Annotated in this window: 16 protein-coding genes and 1 pseudogene; 7 read left to right on the top strand and 10 right to left on the bottom strand. The window is 70.8% G+C overall.

What is annotated here, in order from left to right; all coding sequences use genetic code 11:
- Positions 1-200 precede the first annotated feature (200 nt).
- Positions 201-2,495 (top strand): PAS domain-containing protein, encoded by a 2,295-nt coding sequence (locus MFF04_RS11235; protein ID WP_306308046.1) that lies wholly within the window; start codon positions 201-203, stop codon positions 2,493-2,495.
- Positions 2,496-2,533: 38 nt separating this feature from the next.
- Here MFF04_RS11235 and MFF04_RS11230 read toward each other — a convergent pair whose 3' ends face one another.
- From MFF04_RS11230 to MFF04_RS11210, 5 genes are all read right to left on the bottom strand, one after another.
- Positions 2,534-4,276, bottom strand: a complete 1,743-nt coding sequence (locus MFF04_RS11230) for a methyl-accepting chemotaxis protein (RefSeq protein ID WP_238231366.1) — start codon at positions 4,274-4,276, stop codon at positions 2,534-2,536.
- Complete coding sequence (locus tag MFF04_RS11225) at positions 4,273-4,647, bottom strand: hypothetical protein (protein ID WP_012452099.1); 375 nt, start codon at positions 4,645-4,647, stop codon at positions 4,273-4,275. Before MFF04_RS11225 ends, MFF04_RS11230 begins: the two co-directional genes overlap by 4 nt.
- A 73-nt stretch (positions 4,648-4,720) precedes the next feature.
- Positions 4,721-7,108, bottom strand: a complete 2,388-nt coding sequence (locus MFF04_RS11220) for a bifunctional diguanylate cyclase/phosphodiesterase (protein ID WP_238231362.1) — start codon at positions 7,106-7,108, stop codon at positions 4,721-4,723.
- 141 nt (positions 7,109-7,249) lie between these two features.
- On the bottom strand, positions 7,250-7,441 hold the full coding sequence (locus MFF04_RS11215; protein ID WP_012452097.1) for a type 2 periplasmic-binding domain-containing protein: 192 nt from the start codon (positions 7,439-7,441) through the stop codon (positions 7,250-7,252).
- Between the two features lie 12 nt (positions 7,442-7,453).
- Positions 7,454-7,966 carry a DUF892 family protein gene (locus tag MFF04_RS11210; protein ID WP_012452096.1) on the bottom strand — a complete coding sequence of 171 codons (513 nt, stop codon included), beginning with the start codon at positions 7,964-7,966 and terminating at the stop codon, positions 7,454-7,456.
- A 259-nt stretch (positions 7,967-8,225) separates the two neighbouring features.
- Here MFF04_RS11210 and MFF04_RS11205 point away from each other — a divergent pair, with 259 nt between their 5' ends.
- The gene (locus MFF04_RS11205) at positions 8,226-9,374 is read left to right on the top strand and encodes an acyl-CoA dehydrogenase family protein (RefSeq protein WP_012452095.1); all 1,149 of its coding nucleotides are present in this window, start codon (positions 8,226-8,228) and stop codon (positions 9,372-9,374) included.
- A complete protein-coding gene (locus MFF04_RS11200; protein ID WP_012452094.1) occupies positions 9,371-9,940 on the top strand; it encodes a cytochrome b in 570 nt (189 codons plus the stop codon). The genes MFF04_RS11205 and MFF04_RS11200 overlap by 4 nt, the downstream gene beginning before the upstream one ends.
- A gap of 31 nt (positions 9,941-9,971) precedes the next feature.
- Here MFF04_RS11200 and MFF04_RS11195 read toward each other — a convergent pair whose 3' ends face one another.
- A complete protein-coding gene (locus MFF04_RS11195) occupies positions 9,972-10,184 on the bottom strand; it encodes a hypervirulence associated TUDOR domain-containing protein (RefSeq protein ID WP_012452093.1) in 213 nt (70 codons plus the stop codon).
- A gap of 216 nt (positions 10,185-10,400) precedes the next feature.
- On the opposite strand from MFF04_RS11195, the gene MFF04_RS11190 reads away from it, so the two are divergent.
- A complete protein-coding gene (locus tag MFF04_RS11190) occupies positions 10,401-11,921 on the top strand; it encodes an ATPase domain-containing protein (protein WP_238231360.1) in 1,521 nt (506 codons plus the stop codon).
- Positions 11,918-13,969, top strand: coding sequence for an ATP-binding protein (locus MFF04_RS11185; protein WP_238231358.1), 2,052 nt, complete (start codon positions 11,918-11,920; stop codon positions 13,967-13,969). The genes MFF04_RS11190 and MFF04_RS11185 overlap by 4 nt, the downstream gene beginning before the upstream one ends.
- Positions 13,970-13,979: 10 nt before the next feature.
- Here the strand turns inward: MFF04_RS11185 and MFF04_RS11180 are convergent, their stop codons facing one another.
- The 4 genes and pseudogenes from MFF04_RS11180 to MFF04_RS11165 form a co-directional block, all read right to left on the bottom strand.
- Entirely contained in the window at positions 13,980-14,786 is an 807-nt protein-coding gene (locus MFF04_RS11180; protein WP_012452090.1) for a Crp/Fnr family transcriptional regulator, read from the bottom strand.
- Positions 14,787-15,311: 525 nt separating this feature from the next.
- A pseudogene (locus MFF04_RS11175) lies at positions 15,312-15,587 on the bottom strand (IS21 family transposase); the annotation flags it as partial.
- Positions 15,588-15,779: 192 nt separating this feature from the next.
- The gene (locus MFF04_RS11170) at positions 15,780-16,283 is read right to left on the bottom strand and encodes a hypothetical protein (protein WP_238231356.1); all 504 of its coding nucleotides are present in this window, start codon (positions 16,281-16,283) and stop codon (positions 15,780-15,782) included.
- Positions 16,284-16,406: 123 nt separating this feature from the next.
- Complete coding sequence (locus MFF04_RS11165) at positions 16,407-16,745, bottom strand: hypothetical protein (RefSeq protein ID WP_238231354.1); 339 nt, start codon at positions 16,743-16,745, stop codon at positions 16,407-16,409.
- 44 nt (positions 16,746-16,789) lie between these two features.
- Between MFF04_RS11165 and MFF04_RS11160 the strand changes: the two genes are divergently transcribed.
- Positions 16,790-17,218, top strand: a complete 429-nt coding sequence (locus MFF04_RS11160) for a hypothetical protein (RefSeq protein ID WP_238275820.1) — start codon at positions 16,790-16,792, stop codon at positions 17,216-17,218.
- Between the two features lie 323 nt (positions 17,219-17,541).
- Positions 17,542-17,880, top strand: coding sequence for a type II toxin-antitoxin system RelE/ParE family toxin (locus MFF04_RS11155; protein ID WP_238275819.1), 339 nt, complete (start codon positions 17,542-17,544; stop codon positions 17,878-17,880).
- Positions 17,881-17,892: the final 12 nt, after the last annotated feature.

Below are 17,892 nucleotides of genomic sequence, written 5' to 3'. Positions count from 1 at the left end.
TCTCCGTCGCGTTGCGGAGGCGCCGGGATGCGGGGCCGTGCGCGGCATGGCTGACGCCTTCTCGTTCCTGCCCACCGGTGGACTGACCGACGCCGAGATCCGCTCCCGCGATTGGTCCGAAACCTCGCTCGGCCCGCCGGAGGGCTGGCCCCCAGCACTCCGCAATACGGTCTCGCTGATGCTGTCCCTCCCCCACGGCGATGTTCCTCGCCTGGGGGCCGGACCTGCTCTGCTTCTACAACGACGCCTACCGGCCGATCCTCGGCTACCGGCTGGACACGGCGCTGGGGTGCCCCTTCCGCGAGGTCTGGGCCAGCATTTGGGACGAGATCGGGCCGCTGGTCGACGCCACCCTGGCGGGCGAGAGCCAGATCCTGACCGACGTCATGCTCGACCTCTCGCGCCAGGGCGAGCCCGAGCGGAGCTGGTGGTCCTTCACATACTCGCCCGTCCTCGACGAGTCCGGAGCCGTCAACGGCCTGTTCTGCGTCACCGCCGAGACCACGAACCGGGTGCTGGGCGAGGCGCGCTTACGCGAGAGCGAGGACCATTATCGGCATACGGTCGAGCTCAACCCGCAGGTACCCTGGACCTGCGACCCGGACGGCAACATCACCTCATACTCGAATCGCTGGCTCGAACTGACGGGCCAAGCCGCGGGTGAGCCGGACGGCTCCGGCTGGGCGAGATCACTCCACCCCGACGACGTGCCGTGGACCATGACGGCCTTCTCGGCGGCTCTGACATCCGGCGAACCGGTGGACATCGACTATCGCATCCGCGTGGCGACTACAGGCGAGTACCGCTGGATGCGGGCCCAGGCCCGGCCGCGCCGGAACGAGGGCGGCGGCATCGTCCGCTGGTACGGCGTCGTCGAGGACATCCACGACCGCAAGCTCGCCGAGGAGCGCTTGCGCGAGATGAACGAGACGCTGGAGCAGCGCGTCGTCGAGGCGCTCGCCCAGCGCAAGCTCTGGGCCGACGTGTTCGAGACGACCGACGCCTTGGTGAACGCCCTCGACATGGATTTCCGGGTGCTGGCCATCAACGGCGCCTGCGCGGACGAGTTCGAGGCGATCTACGGGGTCCGGCCGCGGGCGGGCGACAACCTGATTGATCTGCTTGCGCACAAGCCCGAGCATCAGGCCGCGTCCCGCGAGGTATGGGCACGCGCGCTGTCGGGGGAGGAGTTCACGCTCGCCGGCGAGTTCGGCGACCCGGCCCGGAGGCGGCGCTGCTACGAGCTGAGGTTCACCACGCTGCGGGACGGCGCTGGCATGAGGGTCGGTGCCTTCCAATACGGCACCGACGCCACCGAGCGGCTGCGCGGCCAGGAGCAGCTCGCCCGTGCCGAGGAGGCGCTGCGCCACGCGCAGAAGATGAAGGCCGTCGGGCAGTTGACCGGAGGCGTCGCGCACGACTTCAACAACCTGCTCACCATCATCCGCTCGTCGGTCGAGTTCCTGCGCCGTCCGAACCTCGCCGAGGAGCGCCGAACCCGCTACCTAGAGGCGGTGGCGGACACGGTCGACCGCGCCGCCAAGCTGACGAGCCAGCGACTGTCCTTCGCACGGCGGCAGGCGCTGAAACCCGAGGTGTTCGACCTGCGGGAGCGCGTGCGGGGCATCTCGGAGATGCTGAACTCCGTTACCGGCGCGCGCATCCGCATCGTGACCGAGGTGACGGAAGGGCCATGCCACGTGCGGGCTGACACGAGCCAGTTCGAGACGGCGCTGGTGAATCTCGCAGTGAACGCCCGGGACACCATGGACGGTGAGGGCACGCTGACGCTCCGGCTCACCTGTGGCGAGGCGTTGCCCTCGATCCGTGGGCACGCCGGCGCACCTGGGCCCTTCGCGGTGGTGTCGGTCTCGGACGAGGGTGTCGGCATCGTGCCAGAGCTCCTGGCGCGCATCTTCGAGCCGTTCTTCACGACCAAGGAGGTCGGCAAGGGCACGGGGCTCGGCCTGAGCCAGGTCATCGGCTTCGCCAAGCAGTCGGGCGGCGACGTGGACGTGGCGAGCGAGGTGGGGCGCGGCGCGACGTTCTCGCTGTACCTGCCTCATGTCGACCCGCCGCAGGAAGGATCTGAGGCCGGCGAGGAGGAAGCCGACGAGCAGGAGGTGGGGCGGCCTCTGTGCGTGCTGGTCGTGGAGGACAACCTCGACGTCGGGCGCTTCTGCACGCAGCTCCTGGAGGATCTCGACCACGCCACGGTCTGGGCGCACAACGCGGAGGCCGCGCTCGCGGAGATGGAGCGTGTGCCGTTCCGCTTCGACGCGGTGTTCTCGGACGTGGTGATGCCCGGCATCGGCGGCGTCGAACTCGCTCGCCGGCTCCGGAAGGACCACCCGAGGCTGCCGGTCGTCCTGACGACCGGCTATAGCGACGTGCTGGCCCGCGACGACGCCCATGGGTTCGAACTCGTGCGCAAGCCCTACTCGGCCGAACAGGTCGCGCGGGCGCTGCAGCGGGTCACCGGCCGACGGTCCTGACGGGTCCGCCGAGCTCGCCGAGGGACGCGCGCCTCGGCTCAGGCCGCCAAGCCGGTTGCCCCGCCGAGGGCCGGGTGGCGGAGGCCGACGCGCACGTCGAGGCCCGCCGCCCCTCCTTCGCCCCAGGCAATTGTCGCCGGCATGCGGGCCCCGCCGGCGGTCTCGAACTCGACCTTGTCGCCGGGCGCGAGGAGCGGGCCGCCGGCGATGCGGGCGCCGTGGGAGGACACCTCGACGAGGCGCACCGGGTGCCGTCGGCCGCCCACGTGCAGGAAGCCCGCCTCGTCGACCGCGACGCGCACGTTGCCGCGGCGCTCCTCCAGGTCCGTCGTGACCCGTTGTACGAACAGGCCCACGGACGCCGCGAGGTCCGCCGCGACCACCTTGAGGGATTCGGACGCGGACAGGGCGCCGTCGGCATGGCGCCGCGTCTCCTGTGTGGCCCGCGAGACCGACACCGCGCCGGCGTGCGCCTCCGAACTGCCTTCGGCGACCTGCGCCACCGTGCGGGAAATCTCCTGCGTGGCCGCCCGCTGCTGGTCCACCGACACGGCGATGGACGTCGTCAGCGCGTTCACCTCCTGGGTGGCGGAGGCCATCGCGTGGACGGAGCCGACGGTCCGCCGCGTCGAGGCCTGGATGGCCTCGACCTGGGACACGATCTCGTCGGCCGCCCTCATGGTCTGGCCCGACAGCGCCTTCACCTCCGAGGCGACCACCGCGAAGCCGCGGCCGGCGGCGCCGGCGCGCGCAGCCTCGATGGTGGCGTTGAGCGCCAGGAGGTTGGTCTGGTCGGCCACCGACTTGATCAGGCCCATGACGGTGCCGATGCGGTCGGCCACGACCGCGAGCTGCTCGACCTCGTCGTTCGTAGTCCGCGCGATCTCGGTCATGTGCGCGATGAACTCGCGCGCCCGCTCGGTCTGGCCGGCGATGTCCGAGATGGAGGCGCTGAGTTCCTCGGCGCCCGCGGACACGGAGAGCACGTTCTGAGCCGTCGCCGACGCCGTGGCCTCCGACGCGGCGGCCTGACGGCTGGACCGCTCGGCGACGCCGCTGAGGGCGAGCGCGGTCTCGCGCATGCCGCCGGTCTCGCGCTCGACCTTATGCTCGATCTCGACCAGGGCGTCGCGGAACTCGGCGACGACCTCGCCGAGCCGGCGCTGGCGGTGGGCCTCCAGGTTACGGTCCTGGCCGGCCGCCGCCTCGGCGCGGCGCTGCGCCAGCACGCTGTCGGCGGCCTGCCGGGTGGCCGCCTCCGCGGAGGCCAGCGCCTTGGCGAGCTGGCGGGCAGCCAGCACCAGGGCGGCGGCCTCGGTGACGAGGACGACGGCATGCAGCACGACACGCAGGTACTCGGCCCCGTTCGGGAATACGGCGGCCGGGTAGAGCACGTTCAGCGCGAGGTGGTGGACGGCGACGACGCCGGCCGCCACGAGGATGGAGGACCAGCAGCACCAGCCCGCCGCAACCGCGAGGGCGGCGAAGAAGACCATATGCACGTCGATCTGGAGGTGCGTGCCCGAGGAGGCTAGGACCAGCAGGCCGACCAGCATCATCAGGGAAGCCGAGGAGAGGTGGCGCGTGATGGCCGTCGCCCCGTGCTGGCGGGCGGCGGCGAGGGCCGCGCCGGGTAGGAGGACCGCGAGGACCGTCACGGGCACGGGCATGACGTCCCGCCACCAGGCGAGCGTCGTGACGATGGCGGCGAGGACGCCGAGAGCGCCCAGCATGACCGGCAGGAAGGCGAGGCGGAGGCGGTCGAGGCTGCTTTCGGTCATGGCGTGGACGGTCCGGTGAGGTTGGCGGAGGGCCGGTAGCCCGGAAGGCAGGTGCCCAGGGGCCCGGCGGCGAGGACGAGGAGGGCACCGGCCCGGCGCAGGTGTGCGGCGACGTCGCGCCCGGGGGCGTAGAGCACCGCGACGTGCCCGCCGGCGGAGAGCCACAGGATGGGTGCGCCCGAGGCTGTGACGGCCTTAGGGACCGGTGCGTCCGGGAAGAGGGTGATGACGGCCACGGGCTCGCCGGGGCGTGGCGCGAGCGTGAGGGCGACCGGGGCGAGGCCGCAGCCGACGATCAGGGCGCAGGTCACGGCGGCGGCCCGGAGCGACGAGAGGGCCGGTGATGGAGTAACTGCCGTTCGCCCCCTCATCCTCCGCCTCCATCCCTGCCGATCCGACATCCGTTCACGGGCGAGGTTGACGCTTGCCCCTTCCCCGACTGTCTCAGGCGCGTTTGCGGTCATCGGAGGTGACGGGAATCGTGCCATGCGTATGCCTGGCGAACTGCGCGATGGGTGACGGGCGGCCCATCAGGTAGCCCTGCGCGGCGTGGCACTGCTCGGCGGCGAGGAAGCCGAGCTCGGCCTCCGTCTCGACGCCCTCGGCCAGGACCGGCAGCCCGAGGCCGCGGCCGAGGCCCAGGACCGAGCGCACGATGGCCGCCGTCTGCTCGTTGCTGTCGACGGAGCGCACGAACGAGCCGTCGACCTTGATCTTGTCGAACGGGAACGAGCGCAGGTTCGACAGGGACGAGTAGCCGGTGCCGAAGTCGTCCATGGCGACGCGCAGGCCGAGCGATTTCAACTGCCGGAGGGTCAGGAGCGCCCGGTTCGGGTCGCTGATCAGCGCCGTCTCGGTGACCTCGACCTCAAGCCGGTGCGGGGCCAGCCCGGTCCTGAGCAGCACCTCGTGCACGAGGCCGACGAAGTGGGGGCTGTGGATCTGCACCGCCGAGACGTTGACCGCGATGGACAGGGGCTGCGTCCAGCTCGCGGCCTCCCGGCAGGCCTCGCGCAGCACCCACTCGCCGATCTGCAGGATGGCGTCGCTCTCCTCGGCGATGGGGATGAACAGGGCGGGCGAGACGTAGCCCCGCTCCGGGTGCTTCCAGCGCAGCAGCGCCTCGAAGCCGATGACGGCGCCCGTGCCGACGTCGGTCTGGGGCTGGTAGACGAGGTGCATCTCGCCGCGGGCCACGGCATGGCGCAGGTCGTGCTCCAGCAGTCGGCGCTCGCGCACCTCAACGCCCATCTTCGCCTCGAAGAAGCGGTAGGTGCCGCGCTCTTCCGACTTGGCGCGGTAGAGGGCGGTGTCGGCGTAGCTGAGGAGGGCGGCCCGCTCCTGCGCGTCGTCCGGGTACAGGGCGATGCCGATGCTGGTGGCGACCTGCGGGCCGTTGCCCCCCGCCTTCCCTGCGCGCAGCGCCTCCAAGATGCGCTCGGCGAGGCGGCCGGCCTCGGAGGGCCCGTCGCAGGGCGCCAGCACCGCGAACTCGTCGCCGCCCAGGCGGGCCACCATCTGCGCGTCGTCGAGTTCGGCCGAGACGATGCGGGCGACGCTCTCCAGCATGGCGTCGCCGGCGGCGTGGCCGAACAGGTCGTTGACCTCCTTGAAACGGTCGAGGTCGAGGCACAGCACCGCGAGCTTGCGCCCGCCCGCGTCGGCGGCGCGCATCTCCTGGTCGAGGCGCTTGCCGAAGCTCGCGCGGTTGGCCAGTCCCGTGAGGGCATCATGGTGGGCGAGGAACTGGATCTGGCTCTCTGCCTGGCGCCGGGCGCGGAGGTCGCGCACGGCCACCGCGTAGTGCGGACGGCCGGCGTGCTCCACCGGCTGCATGATGACCTCGACCGGCACGAGCGTGCCGTCGGCCTGGCGGAGCTCGGCCTCGACCGGGCGGTCGGGCTGGCCGGCCAGGGCGAGCCGGGCCGCGTCGCCCGGCAGGTACGCCGACAGGGCCGTCCCCACGAGCGCGCCCTGCGGCAGGCCGACGAGCTTGGCGAAGCTCCGGTTGGCGCTCACCACGGTGTCGCCGGTGCAGACGACGAGCCCCTCGACGGCGGCGTTGGCGAGGCTGTGCAGGCGCTCCGCCTCCAGCTTGGCGTGACGACGGTCACGCACGTCGAGGGCGTGCGCGGCGCCGGCCAGCAGCAGGATGGCGAAGCTCGCGAGCGCCACGGCCACCGCAAGCCAAGCATTCGGGACGGCGGATGCCGACACCGCGAGCGTCGGGTCGGGCGTGACGGTGACGGCGCCCATCGCAGTGAAGTGGTGGCTGCAGATGGCCAGCAGCAGCAGGAGGGCGGCGGGCAACTGGCGGGCGAGCCCGCGGGCGCCGACCTGGGCCGCGAGCGCCGCGCCGCCGAGGATGCCTCCCAGGGCGAGCGAGACGCCGACCGTGGTCGGGTCCCACGCCTTCTGGCCGGCGACATCGTAGGCGGCCATTCCGGTGTAGTGCATCGCCGCGATGCCGAGGCCGAGGACCGCGCCGCCGGCCCAGGCCGCGGCGCGCCCGCCGACGAGGACGGCGAGCGAGAGGCCGGAGCCGGCGAGCGCGACGGCGATGACCAGCGAGAAGCCGGTGAGAACGACATCGTAGCCGCTCGGCACGCCGGGCGCGAAGGCGAGCATGGCGATAAAGTGGGTCGCCCAGATGCCCGAGCCGCCCGCCGCCGCCGCGACGGCGAGCCAGCCGCCTTGCGCCCAGCCCTCCGCCCTGCGGGCGTGGCTGACGATGCAGACCGTGGTGAGCGCGGCGAGCGCGCAGGTGGCGGCCGCGAGGGCGACGAGGCGGAGGTCGTGGGATTGGACCAGACAACCGACGACGGTGAGCATGGGACGGCCCCGGGTAGGTTCGAATCCCCACCTTGGGCGAAGGCCGTTGAGACCGATTTAATGGAGCGCGACGGACGCGCGAATCCACAGGCGAAACGCTGGTGAGCAGATGCGGCGTGCCGCCGCGGGGCTCGCCCGCGCTCAGGCCCCGGCGACCGCCCCGAACGCAGCGAGCGCCTCCTGCCCGGCCGCTCCGGCGTCCTCCGCCGTAGCGAAGGGTTCGGGCGAGACGCAGATGGACACGCCATCCGCGTCGGTCAGGTGCCAGCGGAAGCGCTCGTGGCTGTCCCCGCACGCCTCTACGGTGACGGCGACCGGCATGGGGTCGTCCATGGCGCCCGCCCCTCAGCTATCCGCCTTCGCACCGCTGAGCGTCAGGTCGAGGTAGGTCTTGGTGACCGGCTCGATCAACCCTGAGATCTCCTCGGCGGCCTTCGTCTCCTCGTCGACTGCCGCGCGGAAGCCAGCGACCTTGTCGGACTCGCCCGCTCGTTCCGCGATGACAGCGAGCGAGCGGTAGGCGGCGACCTGGTCGTACTGGTAGGCGTAGCCCGCGTAGAGGTTCTTCAGGGTCTCGTCCTGCGCCACGGCGTGCACGGCCGCGCCGATGGTGCCGGCGACGCTGGTCGCGGTCTCCTTCAGGGTCGAGGCGCTCTCCCCGACGGCCTCCAGCGCCTGGTCGAGGCGGGCGATCTGCCCCTTCGTGGTCTCGACGTGACGACGCAGGACCGCGGCGTAGTCCGGGTAGCGCTCAAGGCCTGAGAGTTGGCGCTCCATCTGCTCCAGGCCCTGCCGCTCCAGGGCGCGCGTGTTGCGCAGCGCGCCCGCGTAGATCGTGCCGATGTCCGTGCTGGCCATGCCTTCGTGGCTCCTCGTCGGTGTGGGTTCGCCGGCCAACGTGGGCAGGATGGCGCCGTTCCTGGGCACCCCTGCGGCGGAAGCGCCGCGCCAAGCCTGTTCCTCAGGCAGACTGTTTGACACGGGCCCAGCCACCCCGATGCACGAGCTTTCGGTCCGACGACCATATGTCGCCCTACGGCCGAGGTGTGCCTCATGTCAGGATCGACGCACCCGGACGGGCTTAGCTCCGCCGTAACTTCAGGGGGAGCAAACTAACATGGACCAGGTAACCCCGCTGGCCCTTGCCTACGATGCGGTCGCGGCCGCCCGGCAGGTGGCGGCGACGGCGGCCATGCGGGCCGCCGACCAGGACCGCGACCAGGGCTTCCCGGCCGAGGACGTCGCCGACCTCGCCCGCCTGGGGCTGCTCGCGGCGCCGGTCCCGTCCATGGCTGGGGGCGCCGGCCTGGGTGAGGAGCCGGGCGCCCGCAGGCTTGCCGCGGTGCTGCGGCTGGTGGGCTACGGCAGCCTGGCGCTCGGGCGCCTCTACGAGGGGCACGTCAACGCGCTGCAACTCGTCGCCCTCTACGGCGGGCCCGAGCAGCGGGAACGGCTGTTCGCCGACGCCCGCGACGGCCACCTGTTCGGCGTCTGGAACACCGAGCCTCCCGAAGGCGGCCTTACCCTGGAGGACGGCGCCGGCGGCCTACGGCTGGCCGGCGTGAAGACCTTCGCCTCGGGCGCGGGCTACGTCACCCGTGCCTTGGTGACGAGCCGGGGCCCGGGTGGGAGCGGGACCCTGATGCTGGTCGTGCCGCTGAAGACTGGGACCAGGGCCGACCTGTCGGCGTGGCGGTCCCACGGCATGCGCGCGTCGGCCACCGGCACCCTCGACTTCGCCGGCATCGCGGTGGCGGCGGAGGACATCCTGGGCGGCCCGGACGACTACTTCCGCCAGCCGGATTTCTCGGGAGGCGCGTGGCGCTTCGCGGCGGTCCAGCTCGGCGGCATCGAGGCCGTGTTCGACGTTTGGCGGGGGCATCTCGCGGCGACCGGCCGCGGCGGCGACCCGCACCAGCTCGCCCGCCTCGGCGAGGGTGCCATCGCGGTTGAGGGAGCCCGGCTCTGGGTGGAACGCGCCGCTCAGGCGGTCTCCGATCCCGCCCTGCCGCCTGAGCGCGTCGTCGCCCTCGTCAACCTGGCGCGGCTCGCCGTGGAGCGGGCCGGGCTCGACGTGCTGCAGCTGGCCCAGCGCTCGGTCGGCCTACAGGGATTCCTACGGCCCCACGCTCTGGAGCGGCTGTCGCGCGACCTCGCCACCTACCTGCGCCAGCCCGGACCGGACCGGGCCCTCACCGCGGCCGCCGAGGAGATCCTTCGCGCCGGCGGCAGGGCTGGGGACCTGTGGGACGGGGCGGCGGCATGAGCATGCCCGGTGGCGGCGACGCGGTCCCCGCCGGGGACGGGTGGTTCGACACGCCGCGGCGCTACGGCCGCGTCAGCCGCGGCTTCCACTGGCTGATGGCGGCGCTCTTCGCCTGGCAGTTCGCCGGCGCCCTGCTCTACGTCGCTACCGGCGACAACGCGGTGACGCGTTTGGTCGGCGGCAGCCACTTCACCCTGGGCTTCACCCTGTTCGCGCTCGTGCTGCTGCGCGGGGCCTGGGGACTGGCGAACCTAACCCGGCGCCCGCCGCATCCGGGGCGCCTGGGCCGTGCCGCCGTGGCCGGCCACCTTCTCATCTACGCGCTGATGGTCATCGTGCCGGGCATCGCGCTGCTGCGGCAGTACGGGTCGGGCAAGCCGTTCACGCCCTACGGCATCCTGTTGATGCCCGGACGCGACGACAAGGTCGCCTGGATGGTCGCTCCAGGCGACCTGCTCCATCACTGGCTGGCCTTCACGCTCCTAGCGGTGCTGGTCGGCCACGTCGCCATGGCCTTCCTGCATCGCAGGTTCAATGGTGAGGACGCGCTCTCCAGGATGACGTGAGGCCGTCGCGCCCAGGCGGTGCGGACGCGCGTCACGCCTTCTTGAGTTCGTCGGCCTTGTGCACGGCCTCCTTGCCGGACTTAGCACTTTTCACGCGGTACTGGGGCTCGGCCTTGGACGCCTTGGCGGTGTGGCCCTTCACCTTGGTCGTGCCGGTCTCCTTCTTGACGACCGTGCCCTGGGTCGTACCGCCGGCGCTGTCCCACTTCACTTTGTCGCCTGCCTTGAGGCTCTTGCCTGTCATCGCGCGTCTCCCTGGTTCAGGAGGCAATGCCGCCGAGGACCCCTCGTTCCGTCTGAAGGTCGACTCCGCGGGAGCCGCGTAACGGGGGACGCCACCCGTGACGCGTTACGCTTCCCGGGATCCCCACCATGCGGCGGCGCGGGCGCTGACAAGGGCTTGGCCGACCGCTACCGTACCGGCCGGGCTGCCCCCCCGCCGCAGAGACCGACCGAGCCGATGACCGACGCGACGCCCAGCACGCCCCCCGCGGAGGGGGCGAGGATCTCGACCGGGGTGCCCGGCCTGGACGACGTGCTCTGCGGGGGCCTGACGCCAAGCCGGCTCTACCTGCTGGAGGGCACGCCTGGGACCGGCAAGACGACGCTGGCGCTGCAGTACCTGCGGGAGGGCATGGCCCGCGGCGAGCGCGCCCTTTACGTCACCCTGTCCGAGACCACGGAGGAGCTTCGCGCCGCCGCGGCGACCCACGGCTGGGCCCTCGACGGCATCAACGTCCACGAACTCGTCGACGAGGACGGCCTGGACCCGGACGGCGAGCAGTCGATCCTGCACCCGTCCGAGATCGAGCTCGGCGAGACGGTGCGCGAGGTCATCGCCCGGGTCGACAAGACCAAACCCGACCGGGTGGTGTTCGACAGCCTGTCCGAGCTGCGGCTTCTGGCACAGAACCCCCTGCGCTACCGGCGCCAGATCCTGGCCCTCAAGCGCTTCTTCGCCAAGCGCGCCTGCACGGTGCTGATGCTGGACGACAAGACCTCGGAGACCGGCGACGTCCAGCTCCACAGCATCGCCCACGGGGTGGTGTCGCTGGACCAGATGCCGCGCGAGTACGGCTCCGAACGCCGCCGCCTGCGCATCGTGAAGATGCGCGGCATCAAGTTCCGCGGCGGCTACCACGACTTGGTGCTGGAGACCGGCGGCATCCAGGTATTCCCGCGCCTGGTGGCGGCCGAGCACCACGCCGACTTCGACCCGGCGGGCAAGTCCACCGGATCGGCCGAGCTCGACCTGCTGCTCGGCGGCGGCCTCGTGCCCGGGACCAACACCCTGCTGCTCGGGCCCTCGGGCGTCGGCAAGACAACCACCGCGGTCCGCTTCATGGTGGCGGCGCTGGAGCGCGGCGAGAGCGCGACCTACTACCTGTTCGACGAGGGGCTGGCGACGCTGATGGCCCGCTGCGCCACGCTGGGCATGGACCTGCGGCCGCACGTCGAGGCCGGCCGGCTGACCATCACGCAGATCGACCCGGCCGAGGTCTCGCCGGGCGAGTTCGCGACGATGGCCAGGCATGCGGTCGAGGAGCGCGGGTCGGCCTTCGTGGTCATCGACAGCTTGAACGCCTACCTGCACGCGATGCCGGGCGAGGAGTACCTCATCCTGCAGATGCACGAACTCCTGAGCTACCTGAACCAGCAGGGTGTCACCACGCTGCTGGTGCTCGGCCAGCACGGGGTCATTGGCGAGGTCCGCACGGACGTCGACCTGAGCTACCTGAGCGACTGCATCCTGCTGTTCCGCTTCTTCGAGGCCAAGGGTCAGATCCGCACGGCGCTCTCGGTGGTGAAAAGCCGGGTCAACGCGCACGAGCGCACCATCCGCGAGTTGCGCTTCTCCGGGGGCGGCATGCAGGTCGGCAAGGCGCTCTCCGACTTCGAAGGCGTGCTCACCGGCCTGCCGGCCTACCGGGGCGAGGTCGCGATGCTGACGGGCCAGGCGGTTCCGGGCGACGAGGCGTGAGCGTTTCCATCGCGGACGAGGAGCGCGTCCTCATCCTCGCGCCGCGCGGACGCGACGCTGCCGTCACGGGGCAGGTGCTCGCCCAGGCGGGCACGGGGACCGAGCCGTGCCCGGACATGGCGGCGTTGCTGGACGGGTTGGCTGCCGGCGCCGGCGCGGCGCTCGTCACCGAGGAGGCGCTGGACGGCGACCTGGATGCCCTGTTCGCTTGGCTGGACGCTCAGCCGGCGTGGTCGGACTTCCCCTTCATCGTGCTGGCGACGCGCCAGGCCGGGCGCCGCCCGGAGCGCGCCGCGCGCCTGCTCGCACGGCTCGGCAACGTCGTCCTGCTGGAGCGCCCGGTGAACGCCGAGACGCTGGCGAGCGCCGCGGCCTCGGCCCTGCGGGCGCGCCGCCGCCAGTACCAGGCCCGCGAGTACCTCCTGGAACGCGAGCGCGCCCAGGAGCAGCTCCGACGCTCCAACGAGGACCTGGAGCGGCGCGTGGCCGAGCGGACGCGCGAGGTCGAGGCCGCTCACGAGACCCTGGCCTTCGCGCTCGACGCCGCCGGCATGGCCTCGTGGGACCTCGACTACGTCACCGGAGTTTCGCGTCGCTCGCCGCGCTACGACGCCGTCTTCGGCTACGCGGGTGAAGGGCCCGCCTGGGACCGGCAGGTCCTCCTCGACCACATCGTCGAGGAGGACCGCGGCATCGCCGAGCGCGCTTTCGCGGCGACCTTGGAGACCAACGCGCTCGACCTCGAATGCCGCGTCCGGCGCGTCGACGGGGCCATCCGGTGGATCGCCCTGCAGGGCCGGATCAAGCGCGACGCCTCCGGCGCGCCCTTGCGCATCGCCGGCATCCTGATGGATCGGAGCGACCAGCGGCTCACCGAGGAGGCGCTGCGCCAGGCCCAGAAGATGGAGGCCATCGGTCAGTTGACCGGCGGCGTGGCGCACGACTTCAACAACCTGCTCACCGTCATCGTCGGCGGCCTCGACATGATGCTGCGCCGGCCCGAGCAGGTCGACCGCGTCAAGCGCCTGGCCGAGGCGGCCATGGGGGCGGCCCGTCGCGGCGAGCAGCTGACCCAGCAGCTCCTGGCCTTCTCGCGCCGGCAGATGCTGCGGCCCCAGACCCTCAACCCGAACCGGCTGCTGCTCGACTTCAAGCCGCTGGCCGAGCGCGCGGCGGGCGGGGCCGTCGAGCTCGCCTTCGACCTCGACCCGGCCCTCGATCCGATCCGCATCGACCCGGCGCAGTTCGAGGCGGCGGTGCTGAACCTGATCGTGAACGCGCGCGACGCGATGGAGGGGCGGGACGGGCACGCCCGCATCGCAATGACGAGCCGCAACGCCCGCCTCGACACGGCGGCCGTCGCCGACAGGGGCGTGCCGCCCGGGCCCTACATCGTGGTCTCGGTGACCGACACCGGGAGCGGCATCCCGCCCGACAAGCTCCAGCGCGTGTTCGAGCCGTTCTTCACCACCAAGGAAGTGGGCAAGGGCACCGGGCTCGGATTGAGCCAGGTCTACGGCTTCACGCGCAGCGCCGGAGGGTTCGCTCACATCGATTCCGTGGTCGGTGCAGGCACGACGGTGAGCCTGTACTTCCCGCGCTCGGCCGACCCTGCGGGCGAGGAGGTCGGCACGGGCCCGGCCGCGGCCATCCCGTTGCGCCGCGCCGGCGAGGGCGAGACGGTGCTGCTGGTCGAGGACGACGAGCAGGTGCTCGCCATGGCGACCGAGAGCCTGGAGGAACTGCGCTACCGGGTCGTCGTCGCCCGCAACGCCGCCGAGGCGCTGGGGCACCTCACGGGTGTGAAGCGTATCGACATCCTGTTCTCGGACGTGGTGATGCCCGGCGGCATGAACGGGTCGCAGCTCGCGGTCGAGGCGCAGCGGCTCCGGCCCGGCGTCAAGGTGCTGCTCACCTCGGGCTACGTGGCCAACCTCGACGAGGGGCAGGTCATCGGGCGCGGCGAGCTCCCGGTGCTCAACAAGCCCTACCGCCGCGACGAGCTCGCTCGCTCGCTGCGGCTGGTGCTCGGGGGTGGGGAGCGCTGACGCCGGACGGCTAGGCCCTTGCCTCGGGCGGGACTGCATCCCGGAGGGCGGCGGCGTCCGGGAGGGCAGTTCCGCGCAGCCCGGGGTCCGGTCGGGGGTCGGGCGTAGCGCGGTGCAGGTATCCCGAGTCGAAATCAGCCGCCGCCTCCAGGGCTGCCAAGTCCGGGATGACGACGCGGCGGCCCCGGATCTCGATCAGCCCCCGTTTCCGCAGCGACTGCAGGGACCGGTTGACGTGGACGGACGTCATCCCGGTCGCGTCGGCGAGGTCGACCTGCGTGAGTAGGAGGTCGTACCCCACGTCGGAGGCCAGCCCCACGGACCGGAGCCGCACCAGCATCTCGCACAGGATGTGGGCGAGGCGCCGCTCGCAGGAGCGCCGGCCGACGTTCACGAGCCACTGCCGCGCCGTCGCGGCCTCGACCAGGGCAGCGAGGCGCATGGCCCGGGCGATGCCGGGATGGCCGTCGAGCAGGTCCCCCACCGTCCGGGTCGGGATGTGCGCCACGCAACAGGGGGACAGCGTGCCGATGGCGTGGTCCATCGCGTTGAGCAAGGAGACGTCTAAGTCGCACAAGTCGCCAGGGATGAGGAAGGCGAGCACCTGCCGGGTTCCGTCCGGCAGGATCTTGTAGCGGCAAGCCATGCCTTCGAGGACGAGGAACACGCCCCGCGGCGTGTCACCCTCGCGGATCAAGTCCGTCCTGGCGGGGACCGCGACGGGGTGGGCGGCGACCTGCGCCAAGTGGCGTCGGTCCTCGTCCGATAACGGCGACAGGGCGGCGAGCTTCCTCAGCAGCGGATTGTGGTCTGGCATCGATTCGGCGCCCCGTGGGGCTTGTGCCCCACGAGTGAACTAGAGCGGACGAAGGCCTTCGGCACCAGCACATACGTCTCGCGGCGCTCCGGCGGCGCCTCGCACCAGATGTAGGTGGTCAATACACCTGGGCCGTCAGGTTCCTACGCACGTGGAACCAAGGAAACGAGGCCGTTCAGGGCATGCGACCCGCTCAGATCGACTGCCTATCACTAGCCGTGAGTTGCGCGAGTCCCGATGGCGCCAAGCCTTTATCCCACGGCGGACGCGGCTCTCGTCGCAGGCTCGGAGACGTTCGTCAATTTGCCCCAACCTGCTGATGTCATGGCCGCCGCAGACAGGTCCGCTTCTTCGTAACGAGCGGACATCTGGGTCGGCACAATTGAAAGCCTGCTATGGGTCAGGAGTTAGCATGTCGGCTGTTCGGTCGTGCACGACGGGCAGGCCCCTGCTCTTATGGGCCTGTAGGTCGGCAGGCGGACGATGAGGGAGACGTCGCGATGGCTTAATACAGTGGCGGCTCTAGCCGAGTCCGCGCAGCACCTCGTAGATCCGGATCGGCGTTAGTTGCTCGCGGGCTGACCTGCCGGCGTTGGTGGTCAACATCCGATCGAGAACGTCGCGCCACGGCCCGAGCTTGGGCAGAGGCTGCACCTCACGCTCGTAGGCGAAGGCGGTGGCCCCCGACCGAATGACCTTCCGGACCGTGTTGCGCGAGACGTGCAGATCGCGGACGATGTCCTTGATCGAGCGACCGCGGGTGAAGAACTCGCGCCGGATGCGCGCAATCGTGCCGGACACCTCTCAAAGCTGCGACGTGGGCGTGGACCGATGTGGCTACCGGCCGGCCTCGCTGGAGGAGATCCGCGAGAGGATGGCGGCGACACCCGCCGTGCCGGAGGAGATCCGGCTCGGGCGCGCGATGGAGGCTGGAGGGGAGGAATAGCGGGGCCTTGTGCCCCTGGAGCGTCCAGTATTTGGGCGCTTCATCGGTTACAGCAGATTGATGTTGTGCATCTTCCTGATGCGGTGCGCTGCAAGGATCAACTTACGCACCGCACGCCATTCGTCTGAGAAAATGTCGCCGAGGATCTGCGTCGGGTCGTCATACCAGTCCCGCTTGCTAGGCGGGATCGCGCGGAGTTCGAGATACCGCTTCGCGATTCCGTTGAACGCCTGGCGCGCGTCCGCTTCGTCGAAGTGCGCCCCGCGCTCATACAGCATGATGGCGAACGGAAGGTCGCGTTCGAATGCTTCCTGCATGGCCGGCCCACCGGCGACGAGGTCACCCAGCCAGTCGTACAGGCACTCTGTCGCGACCGGGCTGAGGCTGTCGTAGACGCCCTCGTCAAAGTAGAGCGCGCGACAGCACTTGCCGCACAACGACGGTCCTGCCCAACCGCACCCGTCTTCGTCGTCGGCCTCCTCGCATGTGATGCCACAGACGACGCACATGTCGTCTTCTTCGCGGCGGTACTCGGGGTCCGTATGCCTCATGGGCTCTCTCCATGCGTGGCCGGGGTGGCCACGCATGCGAAGAAAGGCCAGAGGCTTTCGCCCGTCGAGTTGATTCAGTCGTCAACCTTAATGCGGTTGACGCACCTATCTCATCCTTCTGTGTTAGACCACGCATACTTGGTGGCGCAATAGGGTGTGCTGTTTTACGGTTAACGAGACCCAACTCGCCAGGGCGATGTGCTCGTCGTACTCGGCCAGGAACTCGGTACTACCGCCGTCCCCGGCGACTACGTGGAGATAGGCCGAGAGCAGCGAATGCCGTGTTTCGTTCTCACGGCCCATTAGGTGCTCGCGCAGGACCAGGTGCCGCTGACCGGCCGGTATGGTCCGGCGGGTCCAGTGGTCGGCCTGCGGCGTCGAGGCCCGCGCAACGCGGCGCGAGATCTCGTGCTCCATCGCCTCGTCGAAGGGCTCCATCTGCAGCACGACTTTGTCGGACATCGCGGCGGCGCGGATCTCCAGGAAGCCGGACCCAATTCGGTGTCGTGGATGAGGTACGCCTGCGTGCCGGCAACCATGCGCACCTGCCGGTGCGTCCGGAAGCATCGCACCTCGACGGCATCGAGGTGACCGACGTCGTCGGCAAGCCGCGCGGCGGCCTCCTCGCGTGGGATCGGGACGCGGGGTTGCGTGAATGCGCCTCGCTCGTAGCCGAGCGCCACCGCGATCCGCTCAAGGCTCTCGTTACCGACGGGCTCCGCCCTCTCGACCCGCTCGACGATGGACAGCGAGACGCTGGCGAAGTCGGCCAGCGTTTCCTTCTTCCATTGCCGCAGCCCGCGAACGGTCCGCGTCATCATCGCCACCAGTTCGATGGGCGGCACCACGGGTACCCCCTGCGGCGGAGGTTCCATTGCCGCCAAGCGCTCGATCAACTGCTTCGGCCTCATGACGACCTCCTTTCGACACCGTGACGATGCCTCGGGCGATCCGCGCAAAGGAGGCCGGAAAAACCTTCAGATGCGGCGACACGCCGGTCGTCCCCCACCCCTTGCCTCGGAATACGTCCGATGCAGGCGCGGCAAGGGACCCCCTCGTCCTCGTGCCGGCAAACTCAGGGGGCCGATACGACATCGTGACCTCTCGCCTCCGTCCCGCCTCAAGCCGGAGCGGGTTCGAACACGGCTGTTCATCGGTAGCGGGTACGGAACGGAGGCGATGGCGCCGGCGTTGCGACCATGTTACCCATTGGGTAATGACTCGGAGAACATTACCTTGCAGGTAACGGTTTCGGCCTATGGATCTCACAGTCAGGGGTAAGCGGCTGTGCAAGCAGCTTACCGACCCGAAGGAGATGGCCAAGGCCTTCGGCGACCGCGCGCGGCACATCCGGCTTCGGCTGGGTGTGCTGAGGCAAGCGAAAAGCCTGTCGGACGTCCCGACCGGCTCGCCGGACTACCGGCATATGCTGACGAATGACCGGAAGGGCCAGTTCTCCGTCACCATCAAGGACAACTGGCGCATCGTCTTCGTGCCCGACCACGACCCGGTCCCGTCTCTCCCGGACGGCGGCGTCGACGTCGCGAGCGTCACGGCGGTCGAGATCGTCGAGGTCGTGGACTACCACGGGAAGTGAGCGTTGGAGGCG

The sequence above is a fragment of the Methylobacterium jeotgali genome (assembly GCF_022179345.1).
Taxonomy (GTDB): domain Bacteria; phylum Pseudomonadota; class Alphaproteobacteria; order Rhizobiales; family Beijerinckiaceae; genus Methylobacterium; species Methylobacterium jeotgali.
Note: the sequence above shows the minus strand (reverse complement) of the source record. Positions and strands in the feature narration are given on the sequence as shown.